This is a genomic window from Streptomyces sp. NPDC002138 (genome assembly GCF_040296485.1).
Classification (GTDB): domain Bacteria; phylum Actinomycetota; class Actinomycetes; order Streptomycetales; family Streptomycetaceae; genus Streptomyces.
This window is the reverse complement of sequence record NZ_JBEOXE010000046.1, coordinates 38,463-63,600: the sequence shown is the minus strand read 5'-3', so window position 1 is coordinate 63,600 and position 25,138 is coordinate 38,463. Positions and strand designations below refer to the sequence as shown.

Sequence of the window (25,138 nt, the reverse complement as noted above, 5' to 3'; positions counted from 1 at the left end):
CCAGCCCGGGGGCGCCCCCGGCCCCGGACGCCCCGCCGTCAGGCGGACCCCGCGCGCGGGGGACCGTACCGCCCGGGTCGCAGGCCGGACATCCCGCGCGGCCGCCCGTGCCCCCGCACGGCCCGGGCCCGGACTCCGGCGCCGAGCCCGGGGTCGACACCGGGTGGACCGCCCTGCTGTTCCTCTTCGCCACGGCTGCCGAAGCGGGCCTCCCCGACCGGGTGCTGGACGAACCCGACCTCGCCGCCCGCCCGTTGTCCTGGGTGCTGTACCGCGTCGGGCGGCTCCTCCTGCCCGGGCTCGCGGCCGACGACGCGGCGTTGCTCGCCCTGGCCGGGCTCGGCCCCGCCCGCGCCGCCACTGTCGTGGCCGCGGCCCCCGCGACCCCGGCCGAGGACGCCAGGGTCGAGGAACTCGCCGCGGACTGGGCCCGCGTCACCGCCGTACGCCTGTACGGAGAGCACCCCGGGACCGACCCGCGGGAGGCGGTCGCGGCGATGGCCCGCCGGGAGGGGCGGATCGTCGCCGAGCCCGGCTGGATCGAGGCGACCCTGTCCGCCGCCGACACCGATCTCACGGTCCGCCGCGCCGGACTGGACCTCGACCCGGGCTGGCTCGGCTGGCTCGGCGCGGTCGTGAGGTACCGCTATGTCTGACCGCACCGGCCGCGACCTGTCGGCGCGCGCGGCCACCGTCGCCGTCCGGCTCGCCGACCTGCTGGACCGCACGTGCAGCGCCGAAGCGGGCGGCGGCGCCTCGGCGTTCCTGCGGGCCTGGGCCGAGGGCGCCGGGGGCCGGGCCGTGCTGGCCGACCAGGCCGCCCCGCTGTTCGGCACCCCCTTCGGACGGCTCGTGGACCGCTTCGGGCTGAGTCCCCTGGAGTGCGAACTGGTCCTGCTCGCCGGGCTCCCCGGGGAACACGAAGGCCTGGCCCGGACCTTCCGCGCGATGCACCCGGACGGCGCCCCCCACCCCAGCGTCGGCCTGGCCTGCCTGCTCACCGACCACGCGGGCACCGGCGGCGACACCGGGGACCCGGCCAGGACGGTGCTGCGCAGGCTGCTCCACGAAGGCGCCGCCGTGCGCGGGGGCGTCCTCGCCCTCACCGGGGAAGGCCCCTTCCACGAACGTTCCCTCACCCTCGCCGACCAGCTATGGGAGGCCCTGCACGGCCATCCCGCCCGGCCCGCCGCACTCGGTGGCCCGGTCGACCCCGGACCGGTGGTCGCCGGTCTCGACACCTGGCTCGACCGTCCCGAGACGGCCCGGGCCGTCGCCGCCCTGTGCTCCACCGAACCGCGCGTCCTGCTGGTCGTGGACCGGGACGAGACCGTCGCCCTCAGCCGGTGCGCGGCGCTGGCCCGGGCCGCGGGCCTCGGGCTGACCGCGGCCCGCACCCGCCCCGACGACCCGGTGGCCATCGGGCTGCTGGGACTGCACGCGGCGGTGCGCGGGGCGGTGCCCCTGCTGCTCGCGCCCGCGCCGGCCGCCGGGTCCGGGCCCGCGGCCCCCGCGCTGGACCGGCTGCCCGGCCCCCTCCTCGTCTGCGCGGCTCCCGGCAGCGTCCGGCCCGGCCCGCAGTGGCCCGTCCTCACGGTGCCGGTCGGCCCGATCGGCGTCGAGGACCGGCGTACGGCGTGGCGCGCGGCCCTGCCCGACACGCCCGAGCAGGCTCCCGGCCTGGCCGCACGGCACCCCCTCGACCCCGCGCTCACGGCGCAGATCGCCCTCGACGTCCACAGCCGCGCCACCCTCGGGGAGCCGGGGGACGGCGCCGAGCAGGACGTCCGCGGCGCCATCCGGGCGCGGGCCGCCGCGCTGCTGCCGCCGGGTACGGACCTGCTCACCCCGCGCGCCGACTGGTCCCGGCTGGTGCTCGCCGGGGAGTCGGGACGCCAACTCCGCGACGCGGTGGCCCGGCTGCGCCACCAGGCACTCGTCCTGGACGACTGGCGGCTGCGCGAGGCCGCCCGGGCGACCCGCGGGGTCCGGCTGCTCCTGACCGGACCACCGGGGACCGGGAAGTCGCTGGCCGCGGAGGTACTGGCGGGGGAGGCGGGGCGGGACCTGCTGATCGTCGACGGGTCCGAACTGGTCTCCAAGTACATCGGCGAGACCGAGAAGAACCTCGCCGCGTGCTTCGAGGTGGCCGAGCGCACCCAGTCCGTCTTCCTCCTCGACGAGGCCGACGCCCTCTTCGCCACCCGTACGGAGGTCTCCGAGGCCAACGACCGGTTCGCGAACATGGAGACGGCCTACCTGCTCCAGCGCCTCGACCGCTTCGAGGGTCTCGCGGTCCTGACCACCAACCTGCGGCAGAACATCGACGCCGCCTTCATCCGCCGGATGGACTTCGTCGTGGACTTCCCGCTCCCGGACGCGGAGGGTCGCCGTCGGCTGTGGGAACTCCATGTGCCGCCGGGCCTGTTGCACCCGGACGTGGACCTCGCGGCGCTCGCGCGGCGCTGCCCCGTACCGGGCGGCTGGATCCGCAACGCCGCGATCGACGGCGCCTTCCGCGCCGCCGACCAGGGCAGCGCGATCCACCAGCGGCACCTCGTCGACGCGCTGCGGCGCGAGTACGCGAAGGCGGGGCGGCCGTTCCCGGAGGACCCGGCGGAGGCGGGCGGCGGCCCGCGCGTGGACCGGCGGGCCGCGCTGGCCCTCGGCGTCACCGCGGCGGCGTCGGCAGCAACCGCAACCGCCGGAACCGAAGCCGCAACCGGAACCGCAGCCGCGGCCGGAACCGAAGCCGCGGCCGGCGCCCCGGCGGTGGCCCCCTCCGATCGGCCCAGACCCCCTCAGAAGGAGAGATCATGACGGCGCTCGGCACCGGCAGCACCACCCCGTGCGGCTGCGGCGGCGCGTCCGCCCCGGACCTGCCCACCGATGGTTCCCGCGGCACGGTCTGCGACCCCGGCCCCTGTTCCGGGGACGAGCTCGCGGCCAACCCGTTCCTCGCGCTGCGGGTGGCCTTCGGGATGCTGCTCGGGGAGGACGATTTCCGTGTCCTGATGGGGAATCCGCGCGGCAAACAGATGCTGCACAACGCCTGGCTGCACGGCCCGGGCGTGGTGTGGGGCCTCGGGGTGAAGCGGGAGGGCGGGGAGCTGCGCGTGGTGCCCGGCCTCGCCGTGGACGGCCTCGGGCGCGAACTGAGCCTGGACACGTCGTGGTGCGTGTCCCTGGCGGACTGGGCCGCGGCCTGGGCGGCGCGCCACCCGGAGCCCGGACACGCCCCGCCGGACCCGGGGCCGAGCTCCGAGCAGACGCCGCCGTGCCCGCCCGCGTCGCGGATCGTGGAGGCCTGGGTCCTCGCCGAGTTCGCGGCCTGCCCGGACCGTCCGGTGCCCGCCCTGGCCGACCCCTGCGACGTGACGCGGCGCCACGACGACTTCTCGCGGATCGTCGAGACGGCCCGGATCACGATCCGCTCGGAGGCCCCGGCCCCGTGGCGGCCGTACCACCGGGTACGGGTCCTGCTCGGGCTGGACGAGGTCCGGCCGGGCGACCGGGCGGGGGAGGAGGCCCGGTGCGCCGCGGCCGAGGTGGCGCGGGTGCCCGCGCCGCGCCGCGCCCCGGCGCTGCTCGACGCCTTCCGGCGGCTGGCCGCGCTCGACGCCACCGAGCAGGCGCCGGAGCGGGCGGAGGGTGACGCGTGCCCGCCCCGGGCCCCGGTGACGGAGGATCACGCGGCGGTGGTGCTGGCCCGGCTCACCGTGGAGGTCACGCAGTACGAGGAGTGCGTCCGGATCGGCGAGGTGACCCTCGACGCGGGGGTCCGTACCGCGGTCCTGCCGACCACCACGGTCCAGGAGCTGCTGTGCGGCCTGGCCCCCGGCCTGGTCGGCGCTCCCGCCGCGCCGGACGCGGGCGGGCCCCGGCTCGTCCCGGACTCCCTGGCCTGGTCGCGGGAGCACACCGTGCTGAGCTTCGACGTGACCGTGCCGCTCGCACAGGGGTCCGCGGAGCCCCAGGGAGTGGAGATCAGCTCGCTGTCCGACGCGGGACGGGGCTGGGCCGACGACGAGGTCGCCGGGATCCGGGTCTCCGCCGACGGGTACCGGGTGAAGGTCGATCTCGACCAGCGGCCCGCGTACGAGACGGTCCGCATCCGCGTCCGCGGCACCGGCTCCAAGCCGCTCTACGGGAAGGACCCGTTGGTGCCGTTCGCCGGAGTGGTCGACGGGCCACCGGGCACGGCCGACGAAGGGAACGACGCCATCATCACCGTACGTCTGCCGCGCGTGTCGGCGACCGGGAGGACCGAGGAATGACCGTCACCGAGGGCGCGGCCCCGCCCCCCGTTCCGCCCGTTCCCCCCGTCCCGTCCGGCGCGTCCGCCGCGTCCGATCCCGGCCCGCCGGCCGCCCCGCCCGCGAACCCCGCCCCCGCGGGCGCGGGTTCGCCCGCCTCGGACGGCACCCCCGCGACGGCGGGCGGCGGCATCGACCGGCTGAACCCCTTCGACGGCCTGTTCCTGCGCGCCGAACACCTGGGCCGCATCCAGGACTACGCCCGCGAACTCGCCTTGGCCGTCGGCGAGGCGGGCGGCTCCGGCGTGGCCGAGGGGTACGAGGTCAGCGTCCGGGACGGCACCCTGCGGGTGGGCGGCGGCCTCGCCATCGCCCCCGACGGCCGCCCGCTGCGCTCCCAGCGCCTGATCACCCTCCCGCTGGGCGGGCTGACACCCGGACCCAACGCCTTCTGGTGGGTCGAGGCCGTCCCCGCCACCTGGCCGTACGGTGAGGCCCCGGTCCAGGGGAGCTACTGCGACGACCCCTGCTCCGGCGCGGGCACCACGCGCAGCCCCTACAGCGCCGAGGGCGTACGCATCCGGCTCACCGAGGCCGCCGAGCCCGGGCTGGACAACCTTCCCGCGGACCACCGGCGCAACTGGCTCGCCTCCCGCCTCTTCGCGGCGGAACGCACCGAACACTCCACCTGGCCCTACGGACCCGGCAGCACCGACCTGCCCACGACCTGGACGCCGCCCACCGTCACGGGCAAGGCCAAGGGGGTCCGGCTCGCGGTGCTCACCCGCGCCCCCGGGGCGGCCGCCGCCTGGCAGGTCGACACCTGGACCGCCCGCCGCGAGCGCGGCGCGCCCCCGCCGTACCGCTACTGGCAGTCGCGGGCCGGGATGCGGCCCTGGGACGTCTTCATGGCCCAGATCCTCCAGTTCCAGTGCCAGTTGGCGGAGTCGACGGCCGCGCCGGCGCCGGCCGGCGCGGACCTCCAGCCGCTGCTGGAACAGCTGGCCCGGCTGGGCCGCCAGACCTTCCTGCAGAGTCACACCAAGGAGCAGCTGGGCCGTGAACTGGGCCTGCTCATCGAAGGCATCGACGCGGGGCAGCTGTTCGGGCCGGGCGCCGCCGACGCGTCGGAGCCGGAGACCCTGGAACGGCTGGGGATCACCGAACTCCCGCCCGCCGGCTACCTGCCGCTGGCCCCCGACAGCGGTGGCGGCGACACCGCGTCCCTTTCCCCTTCCCCGTGGCGTCCCGCGGCCGCGCCGGGCCGGATCGAGACCTTCCTCGGGCCGCGGGTGGACGTGCGGTACTGCTCCTGCAGCCTGGCCGATGTCGCCCGGGCCGTGGAGGAGGCCCAGCATCGGGACCGCATCCCGCTGGACCGGCCCGCCGCCGTCGACATCCTGGTACCGACGGACGCGGAAGGCAGGACCGTTACCAACTGGGTGGCGTTCGTCCGGCGGCAGCAGCGCTTCTGCTACAGCCCCGGGGAGGCGGGCGCGACCCACTCGACCGACTGATCTGTAGCACTCGGTGACTGATCCGTGACGCACTGCACATAGTATCCATGGCGGGCTTTCTATCAGGGGGACCGCCTATGAATACGCCGAGCACGTTGAATGCGCCGGGTGCGTTGAGCACGCCGTTCAGAGAGTCGTTGGTCCGGGTGCCGGGAGTGACCGGAGGGCCCGGGCAAGGGGACCGGCCGACTCTCCACCTCATCGGGGGGCCGCGCGTGGTGCATGGGGACAGACGTCTGGACGTTCCGGAGGGGAGCAAGCGACTACTGGCCTTCGTCGCCCTCAACGGCGGCCGGGTCGAGCGGCGGCACGCGGCGGGCACGCTGTGGCCGTCCGGCGACGATCTGCGGGCGGCGGGCAACCTCCGCTCGGCCCTGTGGCGGCTCAAGGCCGCGGGGATCGACCTCTTGGACTCCGACAAGTGCTCGCTCGCGATGCGTGAGCACACGGTGGTCGACCTCTACGTCCTCTACGGCTGGGCGGGGCGGCTCATCGGGGGCACGGCCACCGGTGAGGACCTGTCCGCGCTCAAGTGGCGTACGGACGCCCTCGATCTGCTGCCGGGGTGGTACGACGACTGGGTGCTGCTGGAGCGGGAGCGGGTCCGCCAGCGGCTGCTGCATGCGCTGGAGGCGCTCAGCCGCCAGCTGGGCCGGGCCGGTCGTCACGCGGAGGCGGTGGAATCGGCGCTGGTTGCGGTCGGGGCCGAGCCCTTGCGGGAGAGCGCCCAGCGGGCCCTGATCGAGGCCCACTTGGCGGAGGGCAATCTGATCGAGGCGATGCGGACGTACGACGCCTACCGCGAACTGACGCGGCGGGAGCTGGGGGTGGATCCGGGGCGGGAGGTGTCCGAGCTGATAGCGCGGTTCTGCCGCAATGGAATTCCGCGCCTGCGCAGTGCGGCAGCCGTCGGCCGCAACTGACCTGCCCTGCCGGCGTTCCCGCCCTCCCCGCGCGGATGGACCTTCGGGGGGAAGGCGGGGCGCGTGGTGGGTGACAAGATGCGGCCGTGACCTGTGATGATCCCACTGCCCTGCTGTCCGTCGGACCGGCCCGCGCCCGAGAGCTGGCCGATCGCGATACCGATGCCCATGCCCATGCCCATGCCGGTGCCGGTGCCGGTGCCAGTGCTGGCGCCGCTGCCGCTGCTGATTCCGTCCGAGGCGGGGCGGGGCGCGAGGTCTTCACCCAGGCCGAGGCTGTCTTCGGGTCCACGGAGGTGACGCGGCCCGAGTTCGCCTCGCGGTTGCACTTCGCCGCCAAGGTGCTCGGGCGGGACGCGTACGCCGACCGGGTGGCGGCCGCCGAACCGGGCCTGCCCTGGCGGACGGTGTGGGCCTGGTGGCGGCCGGTGGGCTCGTACCGCGCCGAGCCCAACCTGAGCGGCGACTGGACGGCCACGATCCTCGACCCGGTGGAGAGCGGCGGGGCGGCGGGCGCCGGGTCGCTGCTGGAGGTCGGGTCGACCTGGACCGCGCAGCGGTGGTTCGACCTGGACACGGGCGCCGCCCGTCCCGCGCCCGCCGCGGGCGAGTTCGCGGAGCGCGCGGAGGAGCCCGAGCAGGACGAACCGTTCCTCTTCGACACCGACGAGGACGCCTGGGCCCTGCACTGCCCGGGCACCTGGGAGGAGCCCGTCGCCCTGGGCGCGGGCCGCTTCCTGATCGCCGAGGCGCGCGGCATCGTGGTCGTGGAGCGCAACGAGGCCGTACAGGAGACCGGTTGGCCGACCGGTGGCGCCGATCACGATTCGTGGGACGAGGCCACGGCGCTTCCGTGGTTCGCCGCTCCGGGCCCGGAGGGCGAGCCGCTGGACGCCGCCCGGGTGGACGCCGTCTTCGGCGCGGACCTGATGATCCGGGTGCCCGAACAGCGGCTGCCCGCGGGCCTGGCCCATCCGCCGACCCGTGCCCTCCTCACCGAGGTCGGCCTGCCGCAGCACTGGGCGGCCGGGGTGACGGCCTTCACCCTCGCCTTCGACCGGGAGGGCCCGCAGCCGCCCGATGACGCGGGGCTGGTGCACCTGGGCACCTTCGAGCTGGCATACCGCGACCAGGGGAAGGTGTTCCTCCACGGGGAGACGGGCGCGGTGTCGCTGACACGAGGGGACCCGGGCGGGGGCGCCGTCTCGGCTCCATTCCCGTTCGCCCGGGATGCGGAAACGTTCCTGCGCCTGCTGGAGGCCGTACGCCGCTACATGGGCGCGTGCTGGGACCCGTATCCGGCGGAGGACGGGAGCGGGGCCTTCCTCGCCGAGGTGTCCGCCCTCGAACCGGACGTCCTCGAAGCGGCCGGGCCCGGCGCGGAGGTCTGGGAGCACGTCTTCGCGTCCATCGTGGAGCTGGGGGTCGAGGGCTACTGAGCCGCGGCTTCCCCCGCTTCCCGCCCCGGGCCTCGGCCCGGGGCGGGGGAGTGCAGCGAGGGGCCGTTCACTCGTACTCCGTGCCGCCCTTGCGCGTCAGGTACGCCGGGCTGACCGCCTTGGCGATGGCCCGGCCGCCCACCACGGGGCTGTACCGCTCGGTGACCGGGCGGATCACCACGCCCTCCCGCAGGTGCAGGGTGCGCCCCGAGAAGGTCTCGCGGCCGGTGGCCAGCTCCAGCACGGCGTCGAGGTCGTACGGCCCCTCGTACAGCCGGGGCACCAGCGGCAGTTCGCCGTCGAGGAGCGCGGCGGGGTCCAGCCAGCGCACCTGGCCGTCGATCTCCGCCGAAACGTCGAAGACGGCGTAACCGAGCAGCTCGCTGCGTCCGTCCGCGCCGTACGTCAGGTCCTGGACCCCCGCCCCGAAGACCTCGCCGAAGATCCCGACCCGGGTGGCGCCGAGGCGCTCGGCGAGCCGGGCGGCGACGGCGGGTACGTCGTGGGAGTGGATCGCCCGCCAGTACAGATTGCGCGGATCCTCCACCAGGGCCAGGCTCTTGGCACCGAACCCCTTCGAGGAGACGTGGGTCCGGGCGCCCTCGACGACGTAGGTGGTCAGACAGGCGGTCCCGTGCAGCTTCTCGGTGAGCACGACCGGCTCGCCGGGCGTGAAGATGTCCGGGTAGCGCTGCAGGTTCTCGATGTCGACCCAGGGCAGCAGGTCCGGGGCGGCCTCGACGTCGCCGCTCATCGTGGTGGGTATGGGCGGCGACCACTTGGTGATCCCGAGCAGTTGGGCGAAGTCCGTGCCCTCGGCGGCCGCGTGGGCCAGGTCGACATCCGACAGGGCCGCCGGGCGGCACACGATCCCCTGAGACAGCTCGCCACGCAGCCGGACCGCCTTGACCCGGTCCGCCTTGCTGCCCGCCAGCCGTCCGGTGAGCCCGAGTTCCCCGATCAACTCCGCCGGGAGCACGGCCTGCTCGGGGATGTACACCGCGAACTCGCCCGTGCGGTAGGCGCCCTTGGCGACGACGGCACGGTAAAGGCCCACCTGGGCCAGCTCGAGCGCGTCGGCGTTCGGGTGGGTATGGACGGTCAGGGGCTCGGCGGTGACGCGCAGCGTCGACATGTCAGGACTCCTCGGATGCGGTTCTCATCGCGGACCACTGTGGTCGACCTGTTTCTCCTGGGCCAACGGATATCCGCTCTGCTAACCTCAACGGCCGCCGCGCCTGGCGCGCGGACAACGCGTCCCGTCCCGGCGGAAGCCGACCCCGACCCCGCCCCCGACGCCGCGACCGTCCTGCGCGATGCCGGCGGCGGGGGCTCCGCGCACCGACGCCAGACGGAAGCCCGCCGCAGCCCCTCGCGCCCCCGCAGCCGGTACAGCCCACGTGGCGGGCTGGCCCTCCATGCCCGGGCCGGCCGACCCTGCCTCCGGCGGCGTCTCACACGCCGGCGAGGCTGGGGTGGCCCTGAGAGCTCAGCCTTTCGACCCGCCGAGCGGTGATTCCAGGCTGGGGGGCGGGCTCGGCTTGGGGGTCGACGGCAGCGAGTCCCGTGCTTCGATCCGGTGGGCGGTGATACCAGCCGTGGGAGCGCAGGTCTGCGACCCCCGAGGGGCATTCCCAGCGCCGGGGCCCAGGGCTTCGGGTTGCCGAGCCGCGAATTCTGCCCTGAGAAGCCCAGGTCTGCGGACCGTCGCGCGGTGAATCCGGCTCGGGGCCCCCATTCAGCCTCGCCGGCGTTTGAGGCGCCGCCGGAGGCCAAAGGACCCGCGGAGATCGGACGCGGGCGGGCGCGCCGGAGTGCTCCTCCGCACGGCGAAGACCGGCGTGCGGCGCGTGGCATCCGGACCGGGAGATTCCGCCGGAGGAAGGTGAATCGGGGCCGGGCGGGACGGCGGTCGGCGAGGCTCGAGTGGGTGACGGACCGGGTCCAACCGGCAGATTCCGGCATCGGCGTTATCAGGGCGCAATGAGAGAGAGGACCACACCGGGCGGCACGGCGGCTCGACAGGCGCATACTGGTGACAATGACAAAGTCAGCCGGAACCCGGCGCCACCTGCCCGCAAGCCCGTTCAAGGCCGCGACCGCTCCGCCTCTCAGGGTGTTCGTCGTAGGCGACCGGGTCACACACGATCAGCACGGCCTCGGCCGGGTCATCGCGATCGAGGACGGAATCGCCGTGCTCGTCGATTTCGGCTCGTCGCGGATGCGGATCCTGAGCCCGTACACCAAGATGACCACTCTTTGAGACGGTGAGAGTCGAGTGGAGGCTTGGCGATGAGCCATGCCTCCGCTCGGTCCCACCCGATCACGTCATCCCGAACCACGAAAGGCAGCGCCCTCATCGACGGATCCCCGCTGTTCTCCGCACCGGAACCGGTACGGACCCACGTCACGACGGCCGCATCGCGGCTCCCGGCGACGACGAACCCCTTCATGGCGCCGGATTTCGGCCCTGAGGACTCATCCGATTCGGCCACGACAGCCGACGCCCCCGGTGACGGGGAGCGGCTCCGTGAGCCCTTTAGCCCGTCGGCCTAGCCGGAACGACGACGCGGTGCGGGCGGTCCCGGCACGACTTCGCGGGACCTACCAGCCCGGTTGACCGGGAGCGTCCGTACGGAGCGGCACGTCGATGACCGCCCACAGGCGGTGCCCGTCCGGGTCCGACTCGGATCCGCAGTCGCGCAGGCCCGGCAGCCCGGTGACCCCGCCCAGCGTGCCGTCCTCGGCGCCCGCGGGGGGACGGGCCAGGTGGCTCAGCACGGCGATACAGGCCTGCCCTTCCAGCGCTGCCAGGTGCAGGCTGATGCGCCGCCCGCCGTCCGCGACGGCGCCCACGACCAGCGCCGTCACCACGGGCCCCACCCGGTCCGGATCCGGGAGATAGCGCCAGGCGGTCAGCTTGTCGACGACCAGCCGCCGGCCCCGGATCGCCGCCCAGGCCTGGGATTCCAGGGCCCAGTTGGCCGCCCGCTGGTTCGCGATGGTGAAAGCGCGCTCCGGCCGTGGCGACTCGACGGGTCTCCTCGGTGGCGGGGGTGTCCGCGGCGGATAGTCGGGCCGTCGCTCGGCCGCGTGGTCCGCGTGTGCCGGCAGCATCACGGTGACCCTCCCCTGAGAGGTGCGTGCGGCCGGGGCCGCCTGCGGTCACCCTAGATTCCGGACCCCTGCCCGCGCGGGCCGTCCGTGCCCGCGTCCCCCGCACGTGTCATCCGCCCGGTCGCACGGCCCGGTCGCACGGTCCGGTCACACGTCGGGCCAGCCCTGTCTGAGGTGGGCGAAGGCGGTGTCCAGGGCCTGCCGCGGGTCCGGCTCGAGACCCGCCAGATCCGGAACCTCCAGCACGAAGCGCGCCAGGACGCGCAGCGAGAGGTCGGACGCGTCCCGGCCGGTCTCCTCGGCGATGACCCGGGCCAGGACCTCCTCGCAGCCGGTCCACAGCGATCTGGCGTAGGCACGCAGCGCGGGCGTGGAGACCACCAGGTCCGTCTTGCGCCGCTCCTCCGGTGTGGGATCGGGGTCGAACGGGCCGCGCCCGGCCAGGAAGTCGTGGAGCGCGTCCAGGACGGACCGGCCCTCGGGGCGCTCGCGCACCGCCGCCGTCAGCGACGCTTCGCGTTCGCCGCCGTCCGCAAGGATCAGGGCCTCCTTCCCACCCGGGAAGTGGGCGAACAGCGTGGTCAGCGCCGTGTCCGCGGCTTCGGCGATCTCGGCGACCTTGACCTGGTCGAAGCCCCTCTCGAGGAACAGCTCCAGCGCGGTGTCCGCCAGCGCCTTGCGGGTGGCGGCCTTCTTGCGCTCGCGCCGCCCGAGGACGGGCTGCGGTTCCGGGTCTGCCTTCGTCGCACGTGTCATGGGCCCAGCGTACCGCACGCCCGCAGCAACTATGAAGTCGTAGTCATTGCGATTTTGAATTGACTGTGTTTATCTGGAAGGGCATCAGGCCCCAGGCCCGCCCCAGGCGACGGCCCGGCCGCCGTCCGTCGCCCGCTTCGCCCGAAGGATCCCGACATGACCACACCCCACCACCCGCTCGCGATCGTCGGTGCCGGACTCGGCGGGCTGACCCTGGCCCGTGTGCTGTACCGGCACGGCATCGACGCGGTCCTCTACGACCTCGACCCCTCACCGACCGCCCGCACCCAGGGCGGCATGCTCGACCTGCACGAGGACTCCGGCCAGGCCGCCCTGCGCGCGGCGGGCCTGTTCGAGGAGTTCCGCGCCCTCATCCACGAGGGCGGGGAAGCCATGCGCATCCTCGACCGGCACGCCACCGTCCACCACGAGGACCCCGGCGAGGACCGCCGCCGCCCCGAGGTGCAGCGTGGTGCGCTGCGCGACCTGCTTTTGGGCTCCCTCCCGGAGGGCGCGGTCCGCTGGGGCGCGAAGGCCGAGCGCGTCCGTACCCTCCCCGACGGCCGCCACGAGGTGACCCTCGCCGACGGCGGCAGGTTCACCGCGGACGTGCTCGTCGGCGCCGACGGGGCCTGGTCGAGGGTCCGCCCGCTGGTCTCGGCCGCCGTCCCGGTGTACGCGGGGCTCTCCTTCGCCGAGCTGTACCTGCGCGACGCGGACGCGCGCCACCCCGGCAGCGCGGCGCTGGTCGGCGGCGGCGTGATGTTCGCGCTCGCCGAGGGCCGGGGCATGCTCGCCCACCGCGAACCGGGCGCCATCCTGCACGTGTACGCCGCCCTGCGCGTCCCCGCGGACTGGTCCGCCACGGCCCAGGGCGACGGCGGCCGCTCCGGCGTCGACAAGGCCGCGGTCCTGGCGCACTTCGCGGACTGGGACCCGGGCCTGCGCTCCCTGATCACCGACAGCGACGGCCCCGCCATAGCGCGGCCCCTGTACGCCCTGCCGGTCGGTCACCGGTGGCCCCGGACGCCCGGAGTGACGCTGATCGGGGACGCAGCCCACCTCATGTCCCCCTTCGCGGGCGAGGGAGCCAACCTGGCCCTGCTCGACGGCGCCGAACTCGCCGGGGCGATCGCCGCCCACCCCGGCGACCCCGAACGGGCCCTGGCCGCGTACGAACAGGCACTCTTCCCGCGCAGCGAGGCGGCGGCCGCCGAGTCCGCCGAGAACCTCGACCTGTGCTTCGGGGCGGACGCCCCGCGGCCACTGGTCGACCGGATGACGTCCTACGCCGTCCGGTCCGGGGCAGCGGCGGACGCGAGGTGAGCGGGCGGCGCCGGGCGGATATCCGACCAGGAGTGCCCGTGCGGGAGCCCTTGCCGAGGACGCGGGTGACCTTGCACAGTGGGCGCCATGACTCCGGCCGATCTTTTCCAAGCCTTCGCCCGCACCCGCGCCTCGCTCGACGGAGGGGAGGTGACCTTCTGGTGGTCCGGCGACGTCTACGCCTGGTCCCCCGACCAGCCCTACCGACGCGTGTTCGGGTTCGAAGGGCTCAACGTGGCCCGCCTCGTGACCACGGACGGCGGTTACGAGCTGCTGACGCGGGAGGCCGCGTTCTACCTGGACCCGGACACCCGGGAGATCCTGGAGACCTGGGAGAAGAAGCCGGTCGTCCACGTCTGGAACGATCCCGCGAACCAGCGCTGGCGGCCCTTCCCCGTCCCGCTCACCCGCCTCGGGGACCAGGTCTGCTTCAGCCTGGAGATCCCGCTCGCCTATCCGTCGCCGCTGCCGGTCGCCGAGTTCCCGGAGAACTCCGCGGACGACACCTATAAGGCGCTCGAGATGTTCCAGTTCTTCGCGCCCGCCACGGTCTTCGAGACCGACGCCCCGAGCGTGCCGTCGACGATGTCGTGGACCCGGATGTCGCCCTGGCTGCCCTGGATGGAGCAGGGGCAGCTACCGGGAGGTCTGACCTTCCACTGCCGCGGCCGGAAGCTGGACTCCTACGACGAGGTGCCCGAGCGGACCCGCGCGTACGTCGCCGCGCACCACCCCGAGTTCGCGCACGCCCCGGAGGCCTGGAGCGAGCCGAACGAGACCAGCTGGACCTACTTCCGCAAGCTCAGAGACAGGGGCGCCCTGTGATCCTCACGGTGCCGGCCGACCTGAACGGCTACCCCGGGGTGGCCTTCGGCGGCTACGTGGCGGGCGTACTGGCCGGGCAGGCGGCCGCGAAGACGGTACGGGTGGACTTCCGGCGGCCGACGCCCACCGGCACCCCGCTCGGGCTCGCGGACACCCCGGACGGCGGGAGCGAGCTGACCAACGGGGTCCTGGTCCTGGCCGTGGCCACCCCCGCCGAGGCGGACGCGGCGGCGCCCGAGGCACCCTCCTGGGAGGAGGCCCTGGCCGCCGCCGAGGCCTACCGGGCGGCGCCCCCGGACGAGGTGGCGGACTGCTTCGGCTGCGGACCGGGGCGGACCTCCGACACGGGCCTGCGCCTGCACTGCGGCCGGGTGCCGGGCCGGGAGATCGTGGCCGCCGCCTGGACCCCGGGGGCCGGGCTCCTCGACGGCGACGGCAACCTCCCGCCCGAGCTGGTCTGGGCCGCGCTGGACTGCCCCGGGAACGCCGCCGGACGGCTGCTCGGCAGCCAGCGCGCCGGAGCGGTGACGGCCTCGCTGACCGCGCGCCTACGGGGCCCGGTGGCGGCGGCCGGAGGCCTGATCTCGTACGCCTGGCTGCTGGAGGAGGCCGGGCGCAAGCACCGGGTCGGCACCGCGCTGGCCACCGCGGACGGCGAGGTCATGGCCGTCGGCGAGGCACTCTGGGTGGACCCCCGCAGCTGAGGGCACCCGGCGTCAGTCCTTGATCGAGGTGATCTTCTTGGTCGCCAGATCGGCCTGGACGTGGATCTGGGTCGTCGTGCCCCCGCCCCACGTCAGGGTGACCGTGGCGCTGGTCTTGCCCGCTCCGCTGCCCGTGGAGGTGACCTTCCACTGCGACGGCACGTTCTGCGCGCGCAGGACACCGTTCGCGTGGTTGGTCTCCTCCCACTTCTTCAGCTCCGTCTGGAGCGGCTTGGAGAGGTAGAAGGAGCGCAGCTGGTCGGCCGTCGTGCCGTCGCCGTCGTAGACCGCGTCGATGTAGGCGCCGTAGAAGTCGGCGATCCGGGTGAACGCGCCCTCGGGGCTCCCGGAAACGGACGGGAGCGCGGCGGCCGCGACCGGCGCGGTCTTCGGGGCGGTCCCGTCGGCGGACGCGGAGGCGGTGGTGACGAAGGCGAGGGAGAGAGCCGCGGTGGCGGCGGTGGCCGCGAAGAGGATGGCGGCCGTGCGCTGGGTGGGGCGCTGCAGCATGGGTGGTACCTTTCCCCGTTCCGAGTGAGTGCCGTGTGGTCACTGTCACTGCACCCATCGACGCGGGAGCCGCGCCGGACGGTTCTCGGAGCACCCGAAATGGCCGAAACCCGGCTGCTCTGTCCGGGAACGGGTACGGGCACCGGCACTCGTACCGGCACTCGTACCGGTACCGGCACCAGGGGCTGTCACCGGCACACGTGTGCCGCTCCGGTGCGCTCGTGGGACCGGAGCGGCAGGGCCCCCGCCGTCAGCGGGGAGCGGGCCGTGGGCACGGGTCAGCCAGTCTTGCGGCGGACCTTCTTGTTCTTCCCGCTGCCACCGCTGCTGGTGCCGGAGATCTTGGCACGGCTCTGGTGCGCCTGCTGGGACTGGGCGTTGCGCTCATTGCGTTCCAGGGCCTCCCGGAACTTGCGCTTGGCCTCGGCGGCGGGGGAAGTGTCCTCCGGGGTGTCTGCGGTGTCTGCCATGTGTCCTCCTGGATTGATCTGAAACCGTTTCAGTCTGTCAGCCTGCGCCCTCGCTGACCAGCGCGTTTCGAGGAGGACCGGGGACGGGGCGGAAACGGCGACGCCCCGCCGATCCCCAGTGTGGCACAGGGGAGCGCGCCCCCGAGGCCCTCGTCACTTGGCGAGCTTGCCCTCCGGAGTGACGGCGAACCAGGTGCCTCCCACGCCCTGCCCCATGGTGTCGCCGGGGTTCTGGTCGCCCGTGAACCAGTACAGCGGCCAGCAGTCGATCGCCATCTGCTTCGCACCGTCCGCACGGGTGTACGTACTGAGCCGCTTCGGGTCGATCCCCTCGACCTTGGCCGCGTCGGCGGGCTGGGCGGGCTTCCACTTGTCCTGGCAGGCGCCCTCGCAGTTCGACTTCATCGGCCACGCGGTGTCCTTGGTGAAGCGGTAGAGCGTACGGCCCTTGCCGTCCCGGAGGATCTTGCCGAGGGTCTTGTCCTCACCGATCGACAGGCCGGGCAGCGCCGCCTGCTCCGGCTGCTGCTGCGCCGCCGCCGGTTCGGTGGCCTTCTTGCCCTCCGGGGTGACGGCGAACCACGTCCCGCCCACGCCCTGACCGTTCGTCTGGCCGGGAGCGGTGTCCTTCGCGAAGCGGTACACGGGCCAGCCCGCGATCGTGATTTGCTCCATGCCGTCCGCCCGCTTGAGGGAGCCGACCGCGGCGGCGGGGACCGCGCCGGCCGGGACGCCCTTCGCCGGAGCCGGGGGCCAGGTCTTCGCGCAGTCACCGGAGCACGCCGAGGTCGAAGCGGGCTTCGCGGTGTCCTTGTCGAAGCGGTAGAGCGTGAACCCGGCGGAGTCCGTCACGACCTGGCCGAGCTTGGCGTCCGTACGCACGCCCAGCGGGCCCGCGGCGGCGTCGGCGGGGGCCGCCGCGCCGGCGCCGTAGCCGTACGGGTCGGCGGCGGCCGACTTGGCCGCCGCGGGTACCTGGGCGCCGACGGGCTTGGCGTCCGTCTTCCCGCTCGCCTGCGTGCCGCAGGCCGTCGCGCCCAGGAGCAGCGCGGTGGCGGCTCCCGCGAGGGTGAGCTTGCGCAGGTTCTTCATGACAACTCCCGTAATCCGGTGATTCGTTTGAAACTGTCGGCATCTCACACACGCGCGCCCCCCGCGGATGGGTTCAACGGATGCCGGGAGTTTTTTGCGGCGGCATCCGGCGGGCGGGTCCCGGACACGCGAAAGCGCCGGTCAGGGGGTGTCCCCCGACCGGCGCTCCACGTATCCGCCGCGCTTTCGTCGCCGCGCTTTCGCCGTCGCCGTCGCCGTTGCCTTCGCCTTCGCTCAGGCGGGCATCGGCACGGACACGAACGACGTGCCCGCCTCGTTCTGCACCACGATCTCCTTCACATGCGCGGGATCGACGGCCGCGGAACCGTCCAGGGCGGCGCCCTTGCCCGCGCCGTTCTCCAGGCCGCCCACCACCCAGCTGCCCGCCGTGGTACGCGTACCGTCCCGGGCGACCACCACCAGCAGGCAGCGCTCGCCCGCGGGCACCCCGGTCACCGCCGCGTGCACCCGCACCCAGCGCGCCGCGGGCGTCATCTGTACGGTCATCCGCGCCCCGGTCCGGGCATCCGTGGCCGAGGCCACCTTGGTCCCCACGGGTGGCGGCGAGGGTGATGCCGTCACCGTCGGGGGCGGCGGCGGGGGACCCTCGGCCACATCGCGGCCGTCGCCCGCGCCGACGCGCGCCCCGGCCCAGAACACGGCCGCGAGCGACGCGGCGATCGCCAGCCCCGCCACGGCCGCGCGGCGCCGGGACCGGTCGGCCCGCTCGCCGCGCATCTGGCGCAGCGTCCGCTGGAGCAGCAGATCGCCGCCCTCCGGCGGCCCTTCCAGGAACGCCTCCTCGGGGACTTCCCCGAGCGCGGCCTCCATCTCACGCAACGCGGCCACCTCCTCGCGGCACCGCACGCAGCCGCTCACGTGCTCTTCGACGCGGCGGACCTCGGCGTCGTCGAGGACGCCGAGCACGTAGGGGCCGAGCAGTTCCTCCTCGTGCAACTCCCGGTTCATGCCACCACCTCCCGCAGTCCGGGCTGCTGGGGCGGCCTTCCCGGTCGGTTTCCTCTGGTGCCCCGATGCTGTCTTCCTTCCCTGCCGGTGCCCGCGCCGCCGCCGTCCCGGAACGCCTCGCGCAGTGCCTTGAGGGCGTAGTGCGAGCGGGACTTGACCGTCCCGGCCGGGATGCCGAGCACGTCGGCCGCCTCGGTGACGCTGAGCTGGCGGTAGTACAACTCCGTGATGACGTCCCGGTGTTCCGGCGTCAGCTGGTCCAGGGCGCCCAGTACGGTCATGGAATCCACGACCGAGTCGGCGTGGTCCAGCTCCACCGGCGGGGTCGCCGCGGATCCGGAGACCTCGCGCGGCCGCGCCGCCTTGGCCCGGTACCGGTCGGTGATGATGTTGCGGGCCACGGTGAGCAGCCAGCCGCGCACCGAGCCCTTCCCGTTGACCAGGACCTCGGAATGCCGCCAGGCGCGGATGAACGTCTCCTGGACGACGTCCTCGGCGGCGGCCCGGTCTCCGGTCAGCCGGGTCGCGTACGCGAGCAGGGCGTGACCGTGCTCCTCGTACACCGACCTGATCAGTGCCTCGTCGGTCGAGCCCCGCCTGCCGCGGGGCCACAGTGGTCCGGCCATCTCACCCTCTCCGTCTCCTCGCGTGCGTGGTGCGGTCCGTACACGCCGCCCGGGGGACCCGGGTTCAAGTGGCGTGCGTCACACGCCCGCGCAGTGGCGGCCCGTGTTGAGGCAGGACACGACGCCCGCCATCGCGGCGTCGGTCATCACGTTCACGAACATCGCGTGGTCCGTCTTCGGGCTGTGCCGCTGTTCGGGGAAGGAGTCGAGCGCGACCACCGCGCCGGGCGGCACGTCGTAGGCGAGGGAGATCCGCAGCCGCGGCACCGGGAAGGTGCCCTGCGGGCAGACGCCGCCCGCGCCGGGGAACACCAGGTGCGAGCGGTGGTCGAAGGAGGCCGTGTCCAGGCCGTTCCAGCAGCTGGGGAAGGTCAGGGTGCGGGTGAGGCGCTCGCCCGCCGGACAGCGCGGATAGCGGGTGGTGGAGCGGTCGGGCGAGCCCGAACAGCCCCAGCGCGCCCGGACGTCGGCGTCGTCGTCCGCCGTGGCGGCGACCGGGTCGCCCGTCATGGCGCGCAGGAACCGGGGCATCGGTACGACCTGGCTGACCGGATTGCCGAGGAACTCCACGGACACGGCGGCCTCCGGCAGGATCTCGCCCGCGTTCCCGTGCCCCGCCGCGCTCTCGCGCGGACGGGCCGCGGGTCGGTCCGGCCGGCGCAGGACCGGCCAGTAGTACGTCGACCGGTCGCCGTCGCGGCAACTGGTGGCGGCCGCGGCCAGGGCGGCGTCCGTGGACATCGCGTCCGTGCTCAGGTTGCCGACGTACGCGTGCGTGTGGTGGGCGCCCGCGCGCAGGCCGGGGGAGACCACCAGGTTGTCCTCGTTGTAGTGGCCCTCCTCGTCGCGGCCGCAGTCCACCGTCACCGTCCCGGTGGACGCGCCGGGGCCGGGCGGGGCCGGAGCGTCAAGGCCCGGCGGTACGTCGCGGATGTCCACCGAGTCGCCGGGCGCGGGGAAACCTGCGGAGGCCCCGGCTCCGGAAGCTCCGAAAGGCCCGCCTCCAGAATTTCCGCCTCCGGAATGCCCGCCTCCGGATTGCCCGCCTCCCGCATGGCCGCCTCCCGCATGCGCCGCAACGCCCCCGCCCCCGCCTCCGACCCGGCCCCCGCCCCCGGAACGCGCCGCGTCGGCCGCCCGCGAGGCGCCCAGGACGGCTCCCGTGAGACCGCCGCCGAGCAGCAGGCAGATCAGCAGCGCGACCAGTCGGCGTTCCGTCCCCGTCCCCATGACGGTCACGTTCGCCGCTCACGGGCGCCGCGGTCAACCGTGTCTCACGGGCGGGCCGCGGGAGCCGCCCGGCGGGGGTCGCGGGGCGGCGACAGGGGGTGAGCAAGGGTTTTCCCCGTATCGAGTTCATCCCGGCGTTGCCTACTGTCTGCCCACCGGCGGTCTCGCCCGGGCCGAACATCCGCACCGCCAACCCCACTTGGCGCGGCGCTCTGCGGCCCGGCGCTTCCCCGGTACCGCCGGTGCCCCGCCTCGTCGACGCGGGCGGGGTCGGGCGAGCGGTGGTGGCCGGGGCGTGTGGAGGAGCCCTCTCCGGCCGCCGTCGCCCGCACGGCGGGCCCGCCCCACACACCCCTCCCCGGTTCTTCCGTCTTCTCGCTCCGCCCTTGTCCCCTCCCGCACACCGCCGTGCGGGGACCGTGCCTCCTCCCCGATGCCCACCCCCCACGCAACCTCCCACACAGCACCACACCGGCCGTCCCCGGCCTGCCGGGGACGGCCCGCGAAAGGGAAATCCGTGCACGCATCCAGACGTCGGCTCATATCCGTGGTGGCGATGTCCGTCACCCTGCTCGGCGGCGCCGCCACCACCTCGATGGCCCTCGGCCGCCCGGCCGCGGCCCCGGCCGCTCCGGCTCCCGTGGCCCCGGCCGCACCCGCCACCGGATCGGCCCCGGTCGAGAACCTCATCGTCGGCTACAAGTCCTCCGCGACCGAGGCCAGTTCCAACACGGCCGCGGCCGACGACGCCGTCGCCAAGGGCCACAAGAGCGGCAAGAAGACGAAGTTCGAGCGCCGCCTCGGCACCGGCGCCGCGCTGGTCAACCTCGGCGGAGCCGTGGCCCCGGCCGAGGCCGCCGACGTGATCGCCCAGTTCCGCGCCGACCCGGACGTCGCCTACGTCGAGCCGGACAGCCGCGCCTACGCCATGGCCACCCCGGACGACACCGAGTACGCCAAGCAGTGGGACCTCTTCGAGCCCACCGCCGGCATGAACGTCCCCGGTGCCTGGGCGAAGTCCACCGGCACCGGCGTCACCGTCGCCGTCATCGACACCGGTTACGTGACCCACTCCGACGTGGCCGCGAACATCGTCCCCGGCTACGACTTCATCTCCAGCTCGAGCGCCGCCCGTGACGGCAACGGGCGGGACAACAACCCCGCCGACCAGGGTGACTGGAGCGCCGCCGAGGAGTGCGGCACCGGCTCCAAGGCCAGCGACTCCTCCTGGCACGGCACCCACGTGGCGGGCACCATCGCCGCGGCCACCAACAACGGCAAGGGCATCGCGGGCATCGCCTACGGCGCCAAGATCCAGCCCGTCCGGGTGCTCGGCAAGTGCGGCGGCGCCACCTCGGACATCGTCGACGCCATCACCTGGGCCTCCGGCGGCTCCGTCCCCGGTGTCCCGGCGAACGCCACCCCCGCCAAGGTCATCAACATGAGCCTCGGCGGCTCCGGCGCCTGCAGCGCCACCTACCAGAACGCGATCAACGCCGCCGTCGGCCGCGGTACCACCGTCGTCGTCGCCGCGGGCAACAGCAACGCGGACGTCAGCGGCTTCTCGCCCGCCAGCTGCAACAACGTCATCTCCGTCGCCGCGACCAACCGGACCGGCGACCGCTCCTTCTACTCCAACTTCGGCCCGCTGGTCGACGTCGCCGCCCCGGGCGGTGAGACCCGCCGCGCCACCGACACGCCCGGCACCGTCACCACCCCCGAGAACGGCATCCTCTCCTCGCTGAACGCGGGCACCACCACCCCCGGCGCCGAGATCTACAAGCCCTACCAGGGCACCAGCATGGCCGCCCCGCACGTCGCCGGGCTCGCCGCGCTCCTCGTCTCCGCCAAGCCCTCCCTCACCCCGGCCCAGGTCGAGTCGGCCATCAAGACCAGTGCCCGCCCGCTGGCCGGCACCTGCACCGGTGGCTGCGGCGCCGGTCTCGCCGACGCGGCCGCGGCCGTGACCGCCGTGACCTCCACGCCTCCCGCCCCGGCCTACGAGAACACCACCGACGTCGCCATCCCGGACAACGGCGGCGCGGTCTCCTCCTCGATCACGGTCTCCGGCCGCACCGGCAACGCCCCGGCCACCCTCAAGGTGTCCGTGGACATCAAGCACACCTACCGCGGTGACCTCGTCATCGACCTCGTCGGCCCCGGCGGCGCCGTGGTCAAGCGCCTGCAGAACTCCTCCGGCGACAGCGCCGCCAACATCCTCACCACCTACACCGTCGACGCGTCCGCGCTGCCCGCCAACGGCACCTGGCAGCTGAAGGTCCAGGACGTCGCCGCGGCCGACACCGGCTACATCGACTCCTGGAGCCTCGGCTTCTGAACCGGTGCGGGCGAGGCCCGGACCACCGGCCCCTCGTCACCGTCCGGACTGACCAGCCGGGCCTGACGGGCCGATAGTACGGACCAAGCCGGCCCCCGGACCTGCTGATACCCCGCGTATCGGCAGGTCCGGCGGGTATTCCGGTCACCTGACTGATTCCTGCGTCACAATCCGGGTCGTCCCGGCGGCCGACCTCGTATTGTCGCGCTCACAGGAGCGGCACAGGAATCGGGGACCGAGAGGCTGGTGGCTGTGCGTGGCGGCGACGGGGAACGCTGACACCACCGTCGGACACGGTGAACTCATCGAGGCGGTGGACCGCGCGCTGACCACGCACGGCCGCGCCGTCCTTACCGGACCGGCCGGTTCGGGCAAGACCGAAGTACTGCGCGCGATCGCGGCGGCCGCCACCGGCCGCCGCGAACGCGTGCTCCGGCTCGCGCCGGAGGCAGCCGACCAGTGGATACCCGAGGCCTCCGCGGCCGCCCTGCTCGCCTCCGTCCCCCGCACCGCCCTCGAACGCCTCGCCCCGCCCCAGCGCACCGCCATCGCCCTGCTCCGCCGCGAGGCCGACGCCCCCCGGGCCGGGCGTGACCACGTCGCCCTGCGCCTCGCGGTCGTCGAGGTGCTGCGCACGCTCGCCGACCGCAGCCCCGTGCTCCTCGTGCTCGACAACGCCCAGTGGCTCGACGCCGAGACCACCGACCTGCTGCGCTTCGCCCTGCGCCTGACCCCGCGCGGCGTACGGGTCCTCGTCGCCGAATGCGTCCAGGGCGGCGCCCCCGTCGCCGAAGCCCTCTGCGGCCCCGGCACCCCGACGGTGCGGGTGCCGCCGCTCGGCGCCGACGAGGTCGCCGAACTCCTCGTCCGCCACGGCCTGCCCGCCCGCCTCGCCGGGCGGATCCACCAGGCCAGCGGCGGGAACCCGCGCCTCGCCCTCGCCTTCGGCCACTCCCTCGCCGAGGCCCGCGACGGCGGCGCGCACCACGCCGACACCCTGCCCCTGTCCGGCCAGGCCCGCGAGGTCGCCCGGCGGCTGCTCGCCGAGGCCCCCGCCCGCGCCCACCGCACCCTGCTCCTCGCCGCCCTCGCGGCCCGGCCCACCACCGCCCTGCTCCGCCGGGCCGGGCGCCCCGACGCGGAGGCCGAGCTGGCCGAGGCCGAGCGGGCCGGGCTGGTGACCGTACGCGACGACGGCGCCGTCGAATTCACCGCGGGCGCCCTGCCCACGGCCCTCGCCGCCGACGCGGGCTGGCCCGAACGGGCCGCCGGGCACGCCGCGTTGGCCGACGCCGTCGACGACCCCGTCCAGGCCGTCCGGCACCGCGCCCTCGCCGTCGACACCCCGGACGAGGAGCTCGCGGCCGAGATCACCGAAGCCGCCGCGGCCAGCCGCCACCGGGGCAGACGGGCCCTGGCCGCCGAGCTCGGCCTGCTCGCCGCCGAACGCACCCCGCCCGACCGGCCCGCCGCCGAACTCGCCCGGCTGGTCGGAGCCGCCGAGGACGCCGGCTGGGCCGGGCGCGCCGATCTCGCCCGCCGCGCCGCCCGCGCCGTACTGGCCCGCGACGCCTCGCCCGCCGACCGGGTACGGGCCCGTCTCGCCGTGATCGACGCGGCCGGTCAGGCCCTGGCCGACCTCGACGAGACCTTCGCCTACGCCCGCGACGACGCCGCCGCGGACCCCTCCCTCCAGGCCGCCGTCCAGCTGCGGACCGCCTGGAAGCTCAACCTCTGCGACGGCGACCCCGTCCGCTCCCGCGACGCGGCCGCCGAGGCGGGCGTGCTGGCCGCCATCGGCGGGGACCAGGTCGCCGAGGCCATGGCCCTGACCGTACGGGCCCGGATGGGCCGCATCCTGGGGGACCCGGACGCCGAGGACATCCTGGCCGAGGCCCTGACCCTGCCCGCCCCCGAGGTACCGCTCGGCATGCGCAACGCCCCGCAGTACCTCGCCGTCCGCCACGCCCTCTTCGACGACCGGCTCACCGACGCCCGCGAGCAGCTCCTGGTCCTGCTGCCCGCCGTCCAGCGCACCGGCTCCGCCGAGGACGTCTTCGAGGTGCTGCGCAGCCTCACCGAGGTCGAGCTGCGCCGCGGCCGCTGCGCGGCGGGCCGCGCCCACGCCCGGCGCGCCCTGGAGCTGACCATCGAGGCGGGCCTCTCGCCCGGCCCCGCCTGGTACGTCGCCGCCACCGCGGAGGCCATGGCCGGCAGCTTCGCGCGCGCCACCGGATACGCCCGGCGCGGCATCCAGGCCTCCGAGGAGGAACGCGACCAGGTGTTCCTCTCGCGCAGCCTCTTCGCCCTCGGCCAGGTCGAGCTGGCCACGGGGGAGACCGCGAAGGCCGTGACCACCCTGCGCCGGGTCGCCGAACTGGAGGCCGCCCAGCAGGTCGTGGACCCCTCGGTGCTGCGCTGGCACGGCGAACTCGCCGAGGCCCTCGTGGCCTCCGACGCCCCCGACGAGGCGGCCGAGCTCGCCGAGTCCGTGCGTACGGTCGCCCTCGCCCTGGGCCGCGACGGCGTGGTCGCCGCCCTCGACCGGGCCCGCGGCCTGGTCCTGTCCGCCCGCGGCGAGACCGACGCGGCCGTCGCCCTGCTGGAGGCCACCGCCGACCGGTTCGAGACCCTCGAACTGCCCCTGGAGCGCGGCAGGACCCTGCTCGCCCTGGCCCGGGTGGAACGCAGGCGCCGCCGCCGCGCCCCCGCCCGCGCCGCCCTGCGCACGGCGGCCCAGATCTTCGCGCAGTCCGGGGCGAACCCCTGGACGGGCCTGGCCACCGAGGCCCCGCCCGGTCCGGCGGGCGCGGCCGAGAGCGGGAGCGGGCGGCCCGGCCTCGCGGCGCTCACCGAGGCCGAGACCCGCCTCGCGCTGCTCGTCGGCCAGGGGTCCAGCAACCAGGAGGCCGCCGACCGGCTGTTCGTCAGCGTCAAGACGGTGGAGGCGCGGCTGACCCGCATCTACCAGAAGCTCGACCTGCGCTCCCGGGCCCAGCTGGCCACCGCGCTGCGCGCCCGCTGACGGAGGCCGGGGCCC

Annotated in this window: 20 protein-coding genes and 1 pseudogene; 12 read left to right on the top strand and 9 right to left on the bottom strand. The window is 74.8% G+C overall.

Annotated features, from left to right (window positions below; genetic code table 11):
• From ABT084_RS26690 to ABT084_RS26665, 6 genes and pseudogenes are all read left to right on the top strand, one after another.
• Nucleotides 1-656 (top strand): annotated as a pseudogene (locus tag ABT084_RS26690) (hypothetical protein); the annotation flags it as partial.
• Nucleotides 649-2,820 carry an ATP-binding protein gene (locus ABT084_RS26685; RefSeq protein ID WP_351048790.1) on the top strand — a complete coding sequence of 724 codons (2,172 nt, stop codon included), beginning with the start codon at nt 649-651 and terminating at the stop codon, nt 2,818-2,820. The pseudogene ABT084_RS26690 and the gene ABT084_RS26685, both read left to right, overlap by 8 nt.
• Nucleotides 2,817-4,277 carry a hypothetical protein gene (locus ABT084_RS26680; RefSeq protein ID WP_351048787.1) on the top strand — a complete coding sequence of 487 codons (1,461 nt, stop codon included), beginning with the start codon at nt 2,817-2,819 and terminating at the stop codon, nt 4,275-4,277. Before ABT084_RS26685 ends, ABT084_RS26680 begins: the two co-directional genes overlap by 4 nt.
• Complete coding sequence (locus ABT084_RS26675; protein WP_351048784.1) at nt 4,274-5,773, top strand: hypothetical protein; 1,500 nt, start codon at nt 4,274-4,276, stop codon at nt 5,771-5,773. The genes ABT084_RS26680 and ABT084_RS26675 overlap by 4 nt, the downstream gene beginning before the upstream one ends.
• A 215-nt stretch (nt 5,774-5,988) precedes the next feature.
• The gene (locus ABT084_RS26670) at nt 5,989-6,696 is read left to right on the top strand and encodes an AfsR/SARP family transcriptional regulator (protein ID WP_351048781.1); all 708 of its coding nucleotides are present in this window, start codon (nt 5,989-5,991) and stop codon (nt 6,694-6,696) included.
• A 296-nt stretch (nt 6,697-6,992) separates the two neighbouring features.
• Entirely contained in the window at nt 6,993-8,135 is a 1,143-nt protein-coding gene (locus tag ABT084_RS26665) for an SUKH-4 family immunity protein (protein WP_351048779.1), read from the top strand.
• A gap of 67 nt (nt 8,136-8,202) precedes the next feature.
• Here ABT084_RS26665 and ABT084_RS26660 read toward each other — a convergent pair whose 3' ends face one another.
• Entirely contained in the window at nt 8,203-9,270 is a 1,068-nt protein-coding gene (locus ABT084_RS26660) for an RNA ligase (ATP) (protein WP_351048777.1), read from the bottom strand.
• A 906-nt stretch (nt 9,271-10,176) separates the two neighbouring features.
• Here ABT084_RS26660 and ABT084_RS26655 point away from each other — a divergent pair.
• A complete protein-coding gene (locus ABT084_RS26655; RefSeq protein ID WP_330334068.1) occupies nt 10,177-10,398 on the top strand; it encodes a hypothetical protein in 222 nt (73 codons plus the stop codon).
• Between the two features lie 341 nt (nt 10,399-10,739).
• Here the strand turns inward: ABT084_RS26655 and ABT084_RS26650 are convergent, their stop codons facing one another.
• Entirely contained in the window at nt 10,740-11,252 is a 513-nt protein-coding gene (locus ABT084_RS26650; RefSeq protein WP_351048775.1) for a hypothetical protein, read from the bottom strand.
• A 147-nt stretch (nt 11,253-11,399) separates the two neighbouring features.
• Nucleotides 11,400-12,008: a TetR/AcrR family transcriptional regulator gene (locus ABT084_RS26645; protein WP_351048772.1), complete on the bottom strand. Its 609-nt coding sequence runs from the start codon at nt 12,006-12,008 to the stop codon at nt 11,400-11,402.
• Nucleotides 12,009-12,164: 156 nt separating this feature from the next.
• On the opposite strand from ABT084_RS26645, the gene ABT084_RS26640 reads away from it, so the two are divergent.
• From ABT084_RS26640 to ABT084_RS26630, 3 genes are all read left to right on the top strand, one after another.
• Entirely contained in the window at nt 12,165-13,334 is a 1,170-nt protein-coding gene (locus ABT084_RS26640; protein ID WP_351048769.1) for an FAD-dependent oxidoreductase, read from the top strand.
• Nucleotides 13,335-13,421: 87 nt separating this feature from the next.
• Complete coding sequence (locus tag ABT084_RS26635) at nt 13,422-14,159, top strand: DUF1838 family protein (RefSeq protein WP_351048767.1); 738 nt, start codon at nt 13,422-13,424, stop codon at nt 14,157-14,159.
• The gene (locus tag ABT084_RS26630) at nt 14,156-14,863 is read left to right on the top strand and encodes a hotdog fold domain-containing protein (protein ID WP_351048765.1); all 708 of its coding nucleotides are present in this window, start codon (nt 14,156-14,158) and stop codon (nt 14,861-14,863) included. Before ABT084_RS26635 ends, ABT084_RS26630 begins: the two co-directional genes overlap by 4 nt.
• 12 nt (nt 14,864-14,875) lie before the next feature.
• Here the strand turns inward: ABT084_RS26630 and ABT084_RS26625 are convergent, their stop codons facing one another.
• From ABT084_RS26625 to ABT084_RS26600, 6 genes are all read right to left on the bottom strand, one after another.
• Entirely contained in the window at nt 14,876-15,373 is a 498-nt protein-coding gene (locus tag ABT084_RS26625) for a hypothetical protein (RefSeq protein ID WP_351048762.1), read from the bottom strand.
• Between the two features lie 278 nt (nt 15,374-15,651).
• Nucleotides 15,652-15,843, bottom strand: a complete 192-nt coding sequence (locus tag ABT084_RS26620) for a DUF5302 domain-containing protein (RefSeq protein ID WP_330334072.1) — start codon at nt 15,841-15,843, stop codon at nt 15,652-15,654.
• 153 nt (nt 15,844-15,996) lie between these two features.
• A complete protein-coding gene (locus ABT084_RS26615; protein WP_351048759.1) occupies nt 15,997-16,935 on the bottom strand; it encodes an SCO0930 family lipoprotein in 939 nt (312 codons plus the stop codon).
• Between the two features lie 234 nt (nt 16,936-17,169).
• On the bottom strand, nt 17,170-17,904 hold the full coding sequence (locus tag ABT084_RS26610) for an anti-sigma factor (protein ID WP_351048756.1): 735 nt from the start codon (nt 17,902-17,904) through the stop codon (nt 17,170-17,172).
• Nucleotides 17,901-18,530: a sigma-70 family RNA polymerase sigma factor gene (locus ABT084_RS26605; protein ID WP_351048754.1), complete on the bottom strand. Its 630-nt coding sequence runs from the start codon at nt 18,528-18,530 to the stop codon at nt 17,901-17,903. Before ABT084_RS26605 ends, ABT084_RS26610 begins: the two co-directional genes overlap by 4 nt.
• A gap of 78 nt (nt 18,531-18,608) precedes the next feature.
• Nucleotides 18,609-19,469: a DUF1996 domain-containing protein gene (locus ABT084_RS26600; RefSeq protein WP_351048751.1), complete on the bottom strand. Its 861-nt coding sequence runs from the start codon at nt 19,467-19,469 to the stop codon at nt 18,609-18,611.
• A gap of 847 nt (nt 19,470-20,316) precedes the next feature.
• Here ABT084_RS26600 and ABT084_RS26595 point away from each other — a divergent pair.
• Both ABT084_RS26595 and ABT084_RS26590 read left to right on the top strand, forming a co-directional pair.
• Complete coding sequence (locus tag ABT084_RS26595; RefSeq protein WP_351048799.1) at nt 20,317-22,098, top strand: S8 family serine peptidase; 1,782 nt, start codon at nt 20,317-20,319, stop codon at nt 22,096-22,098.
• A gap of 256 nt (nt 22,099-22,354) precedes the next feature.
• Nucleotides 22,355-25,123, top strand: a complete 2,769-nt coding sequence (locus ABT084_RS26590; RefSeq protein ID WP_351048749.1) for a helix-turn-helix transcriptional regulator — start codon at nt 22,355-22,357, stop codon at nt 25,121-25,123.
• Nucleotides 25,124-25,138: the final 15 nt, after the last annotated feature.

Excerpts from the sequence above, each read along its gene's own strand:
- ABT084_RS26685 (WP_351048790.1), top strand. The coding sequence starts at position 649 with ATGTCTGACCGCACCGGCCGCGACCTGTCGGCGCGCGCGGCCACCGTC.
- ABT084_RS26680 (WP_351048787.1), top strand. The coding sequence starts at position 2,817 with ATGACGGCGCTCGGCACCGGCAGCACCACCCCGTGCGGCTGCGGCGGC.
- ABT084_RS26675 (WP_351048784.1), top strand. The coding sequence starts at position 4,274 with ATGACCGTCACCGAGGGCGCGGCCCCGCCCCCCGTTCCGCCCGTTCCC.
- ABT084_RS26660 (WP_351048777.1), bottom strand. The coding sequence starts at position 9,270 with ATGTCGACGCTGCGCGTCACCGCCGAGCCCCTGACCGTCCATACCCAC.
- ABT084_RS26655 (WP_330334068.1), top strand. The coding sequence starts at position 10,177 with ATGACAAAGTCAGCCGGAACCCGGCGCCACCTGCCCGCAAGCCCGTTC.
- ABT084_RS26650 (WP_351048775.1), bottom strand. The coding sequence starts at position 11,252 with ATGCTGCCGGCACACGCGGACCACGCGGCCGAGCGACGGCCCGACTAT.
- ABT084_RS26645 (WP_351048772.1), bottom strand. The coding sequence starts at position 12,008 with ATGACACGTGCGACGAAGGCAGACCCGGAACCGCAGCCCGTCCTCGGG.
- ABT084_RS26640 (WP_351048769.1), top strand. The coding sequence starts at position 12,165 with ATGACCACACCCCACCACCCGCTCGCGATCGTCGGTGCCGGACTCGGC.
- ABT084_RS26635 (WP_351048767.1), top strand. The coding sequence starts at position 13,422 with ATGACTCCGGCCGATCTTTTCCAAGCCTTCGCCCGCACCCGCGCCTCG.
- ABT084_RS26625 (WP_351048762.1), bottom strand. The coding sequence starts at position 15,373 with ATGCTGCAGCGCCCCACCCAGCGCACGGCCGCCATCCTCTTCGCGGCC.
- ABT084_RS26620 (WP_330334072.1), bottom strand. The coding sequence starts at position 15,843 with ATGGCAGACACCGCAGACACCCCGGAGGACACTTCCCCCGCCGCCGAG.
- ABT084_RS26615 (WP_351048759.1), bottom strand. The coding sequence starts at position 16,935 with ATGAAGAACCTGCGCAAGCTCACCCTCGCGGGAGCCGCCACCGCGCTG.
- ABT084_RS26610 (WP_351048756.1), bottom strand. The coding sequence starts at position 17,904 with ATGAACCGGGAGTTGCACGAGGAGGAACTGCTCGGCCCCTACGTGCTC.
- ABT084_RS26605 (WP_351048754.1), bottom strand. The coding sequence starts at position 18,530 with ATGGCCGGACCACTGTGGCCCCGCGGCAGGCGGGGCTCGACCGACGAG.
- ABT084_RS26595 (WP_351048799.1), top strand. The coding sequence starts at position 20,317 with ATGTCCGTCACCCTGCTCGGCGGCGCCGCCACCACCTCGATGGCCCTC.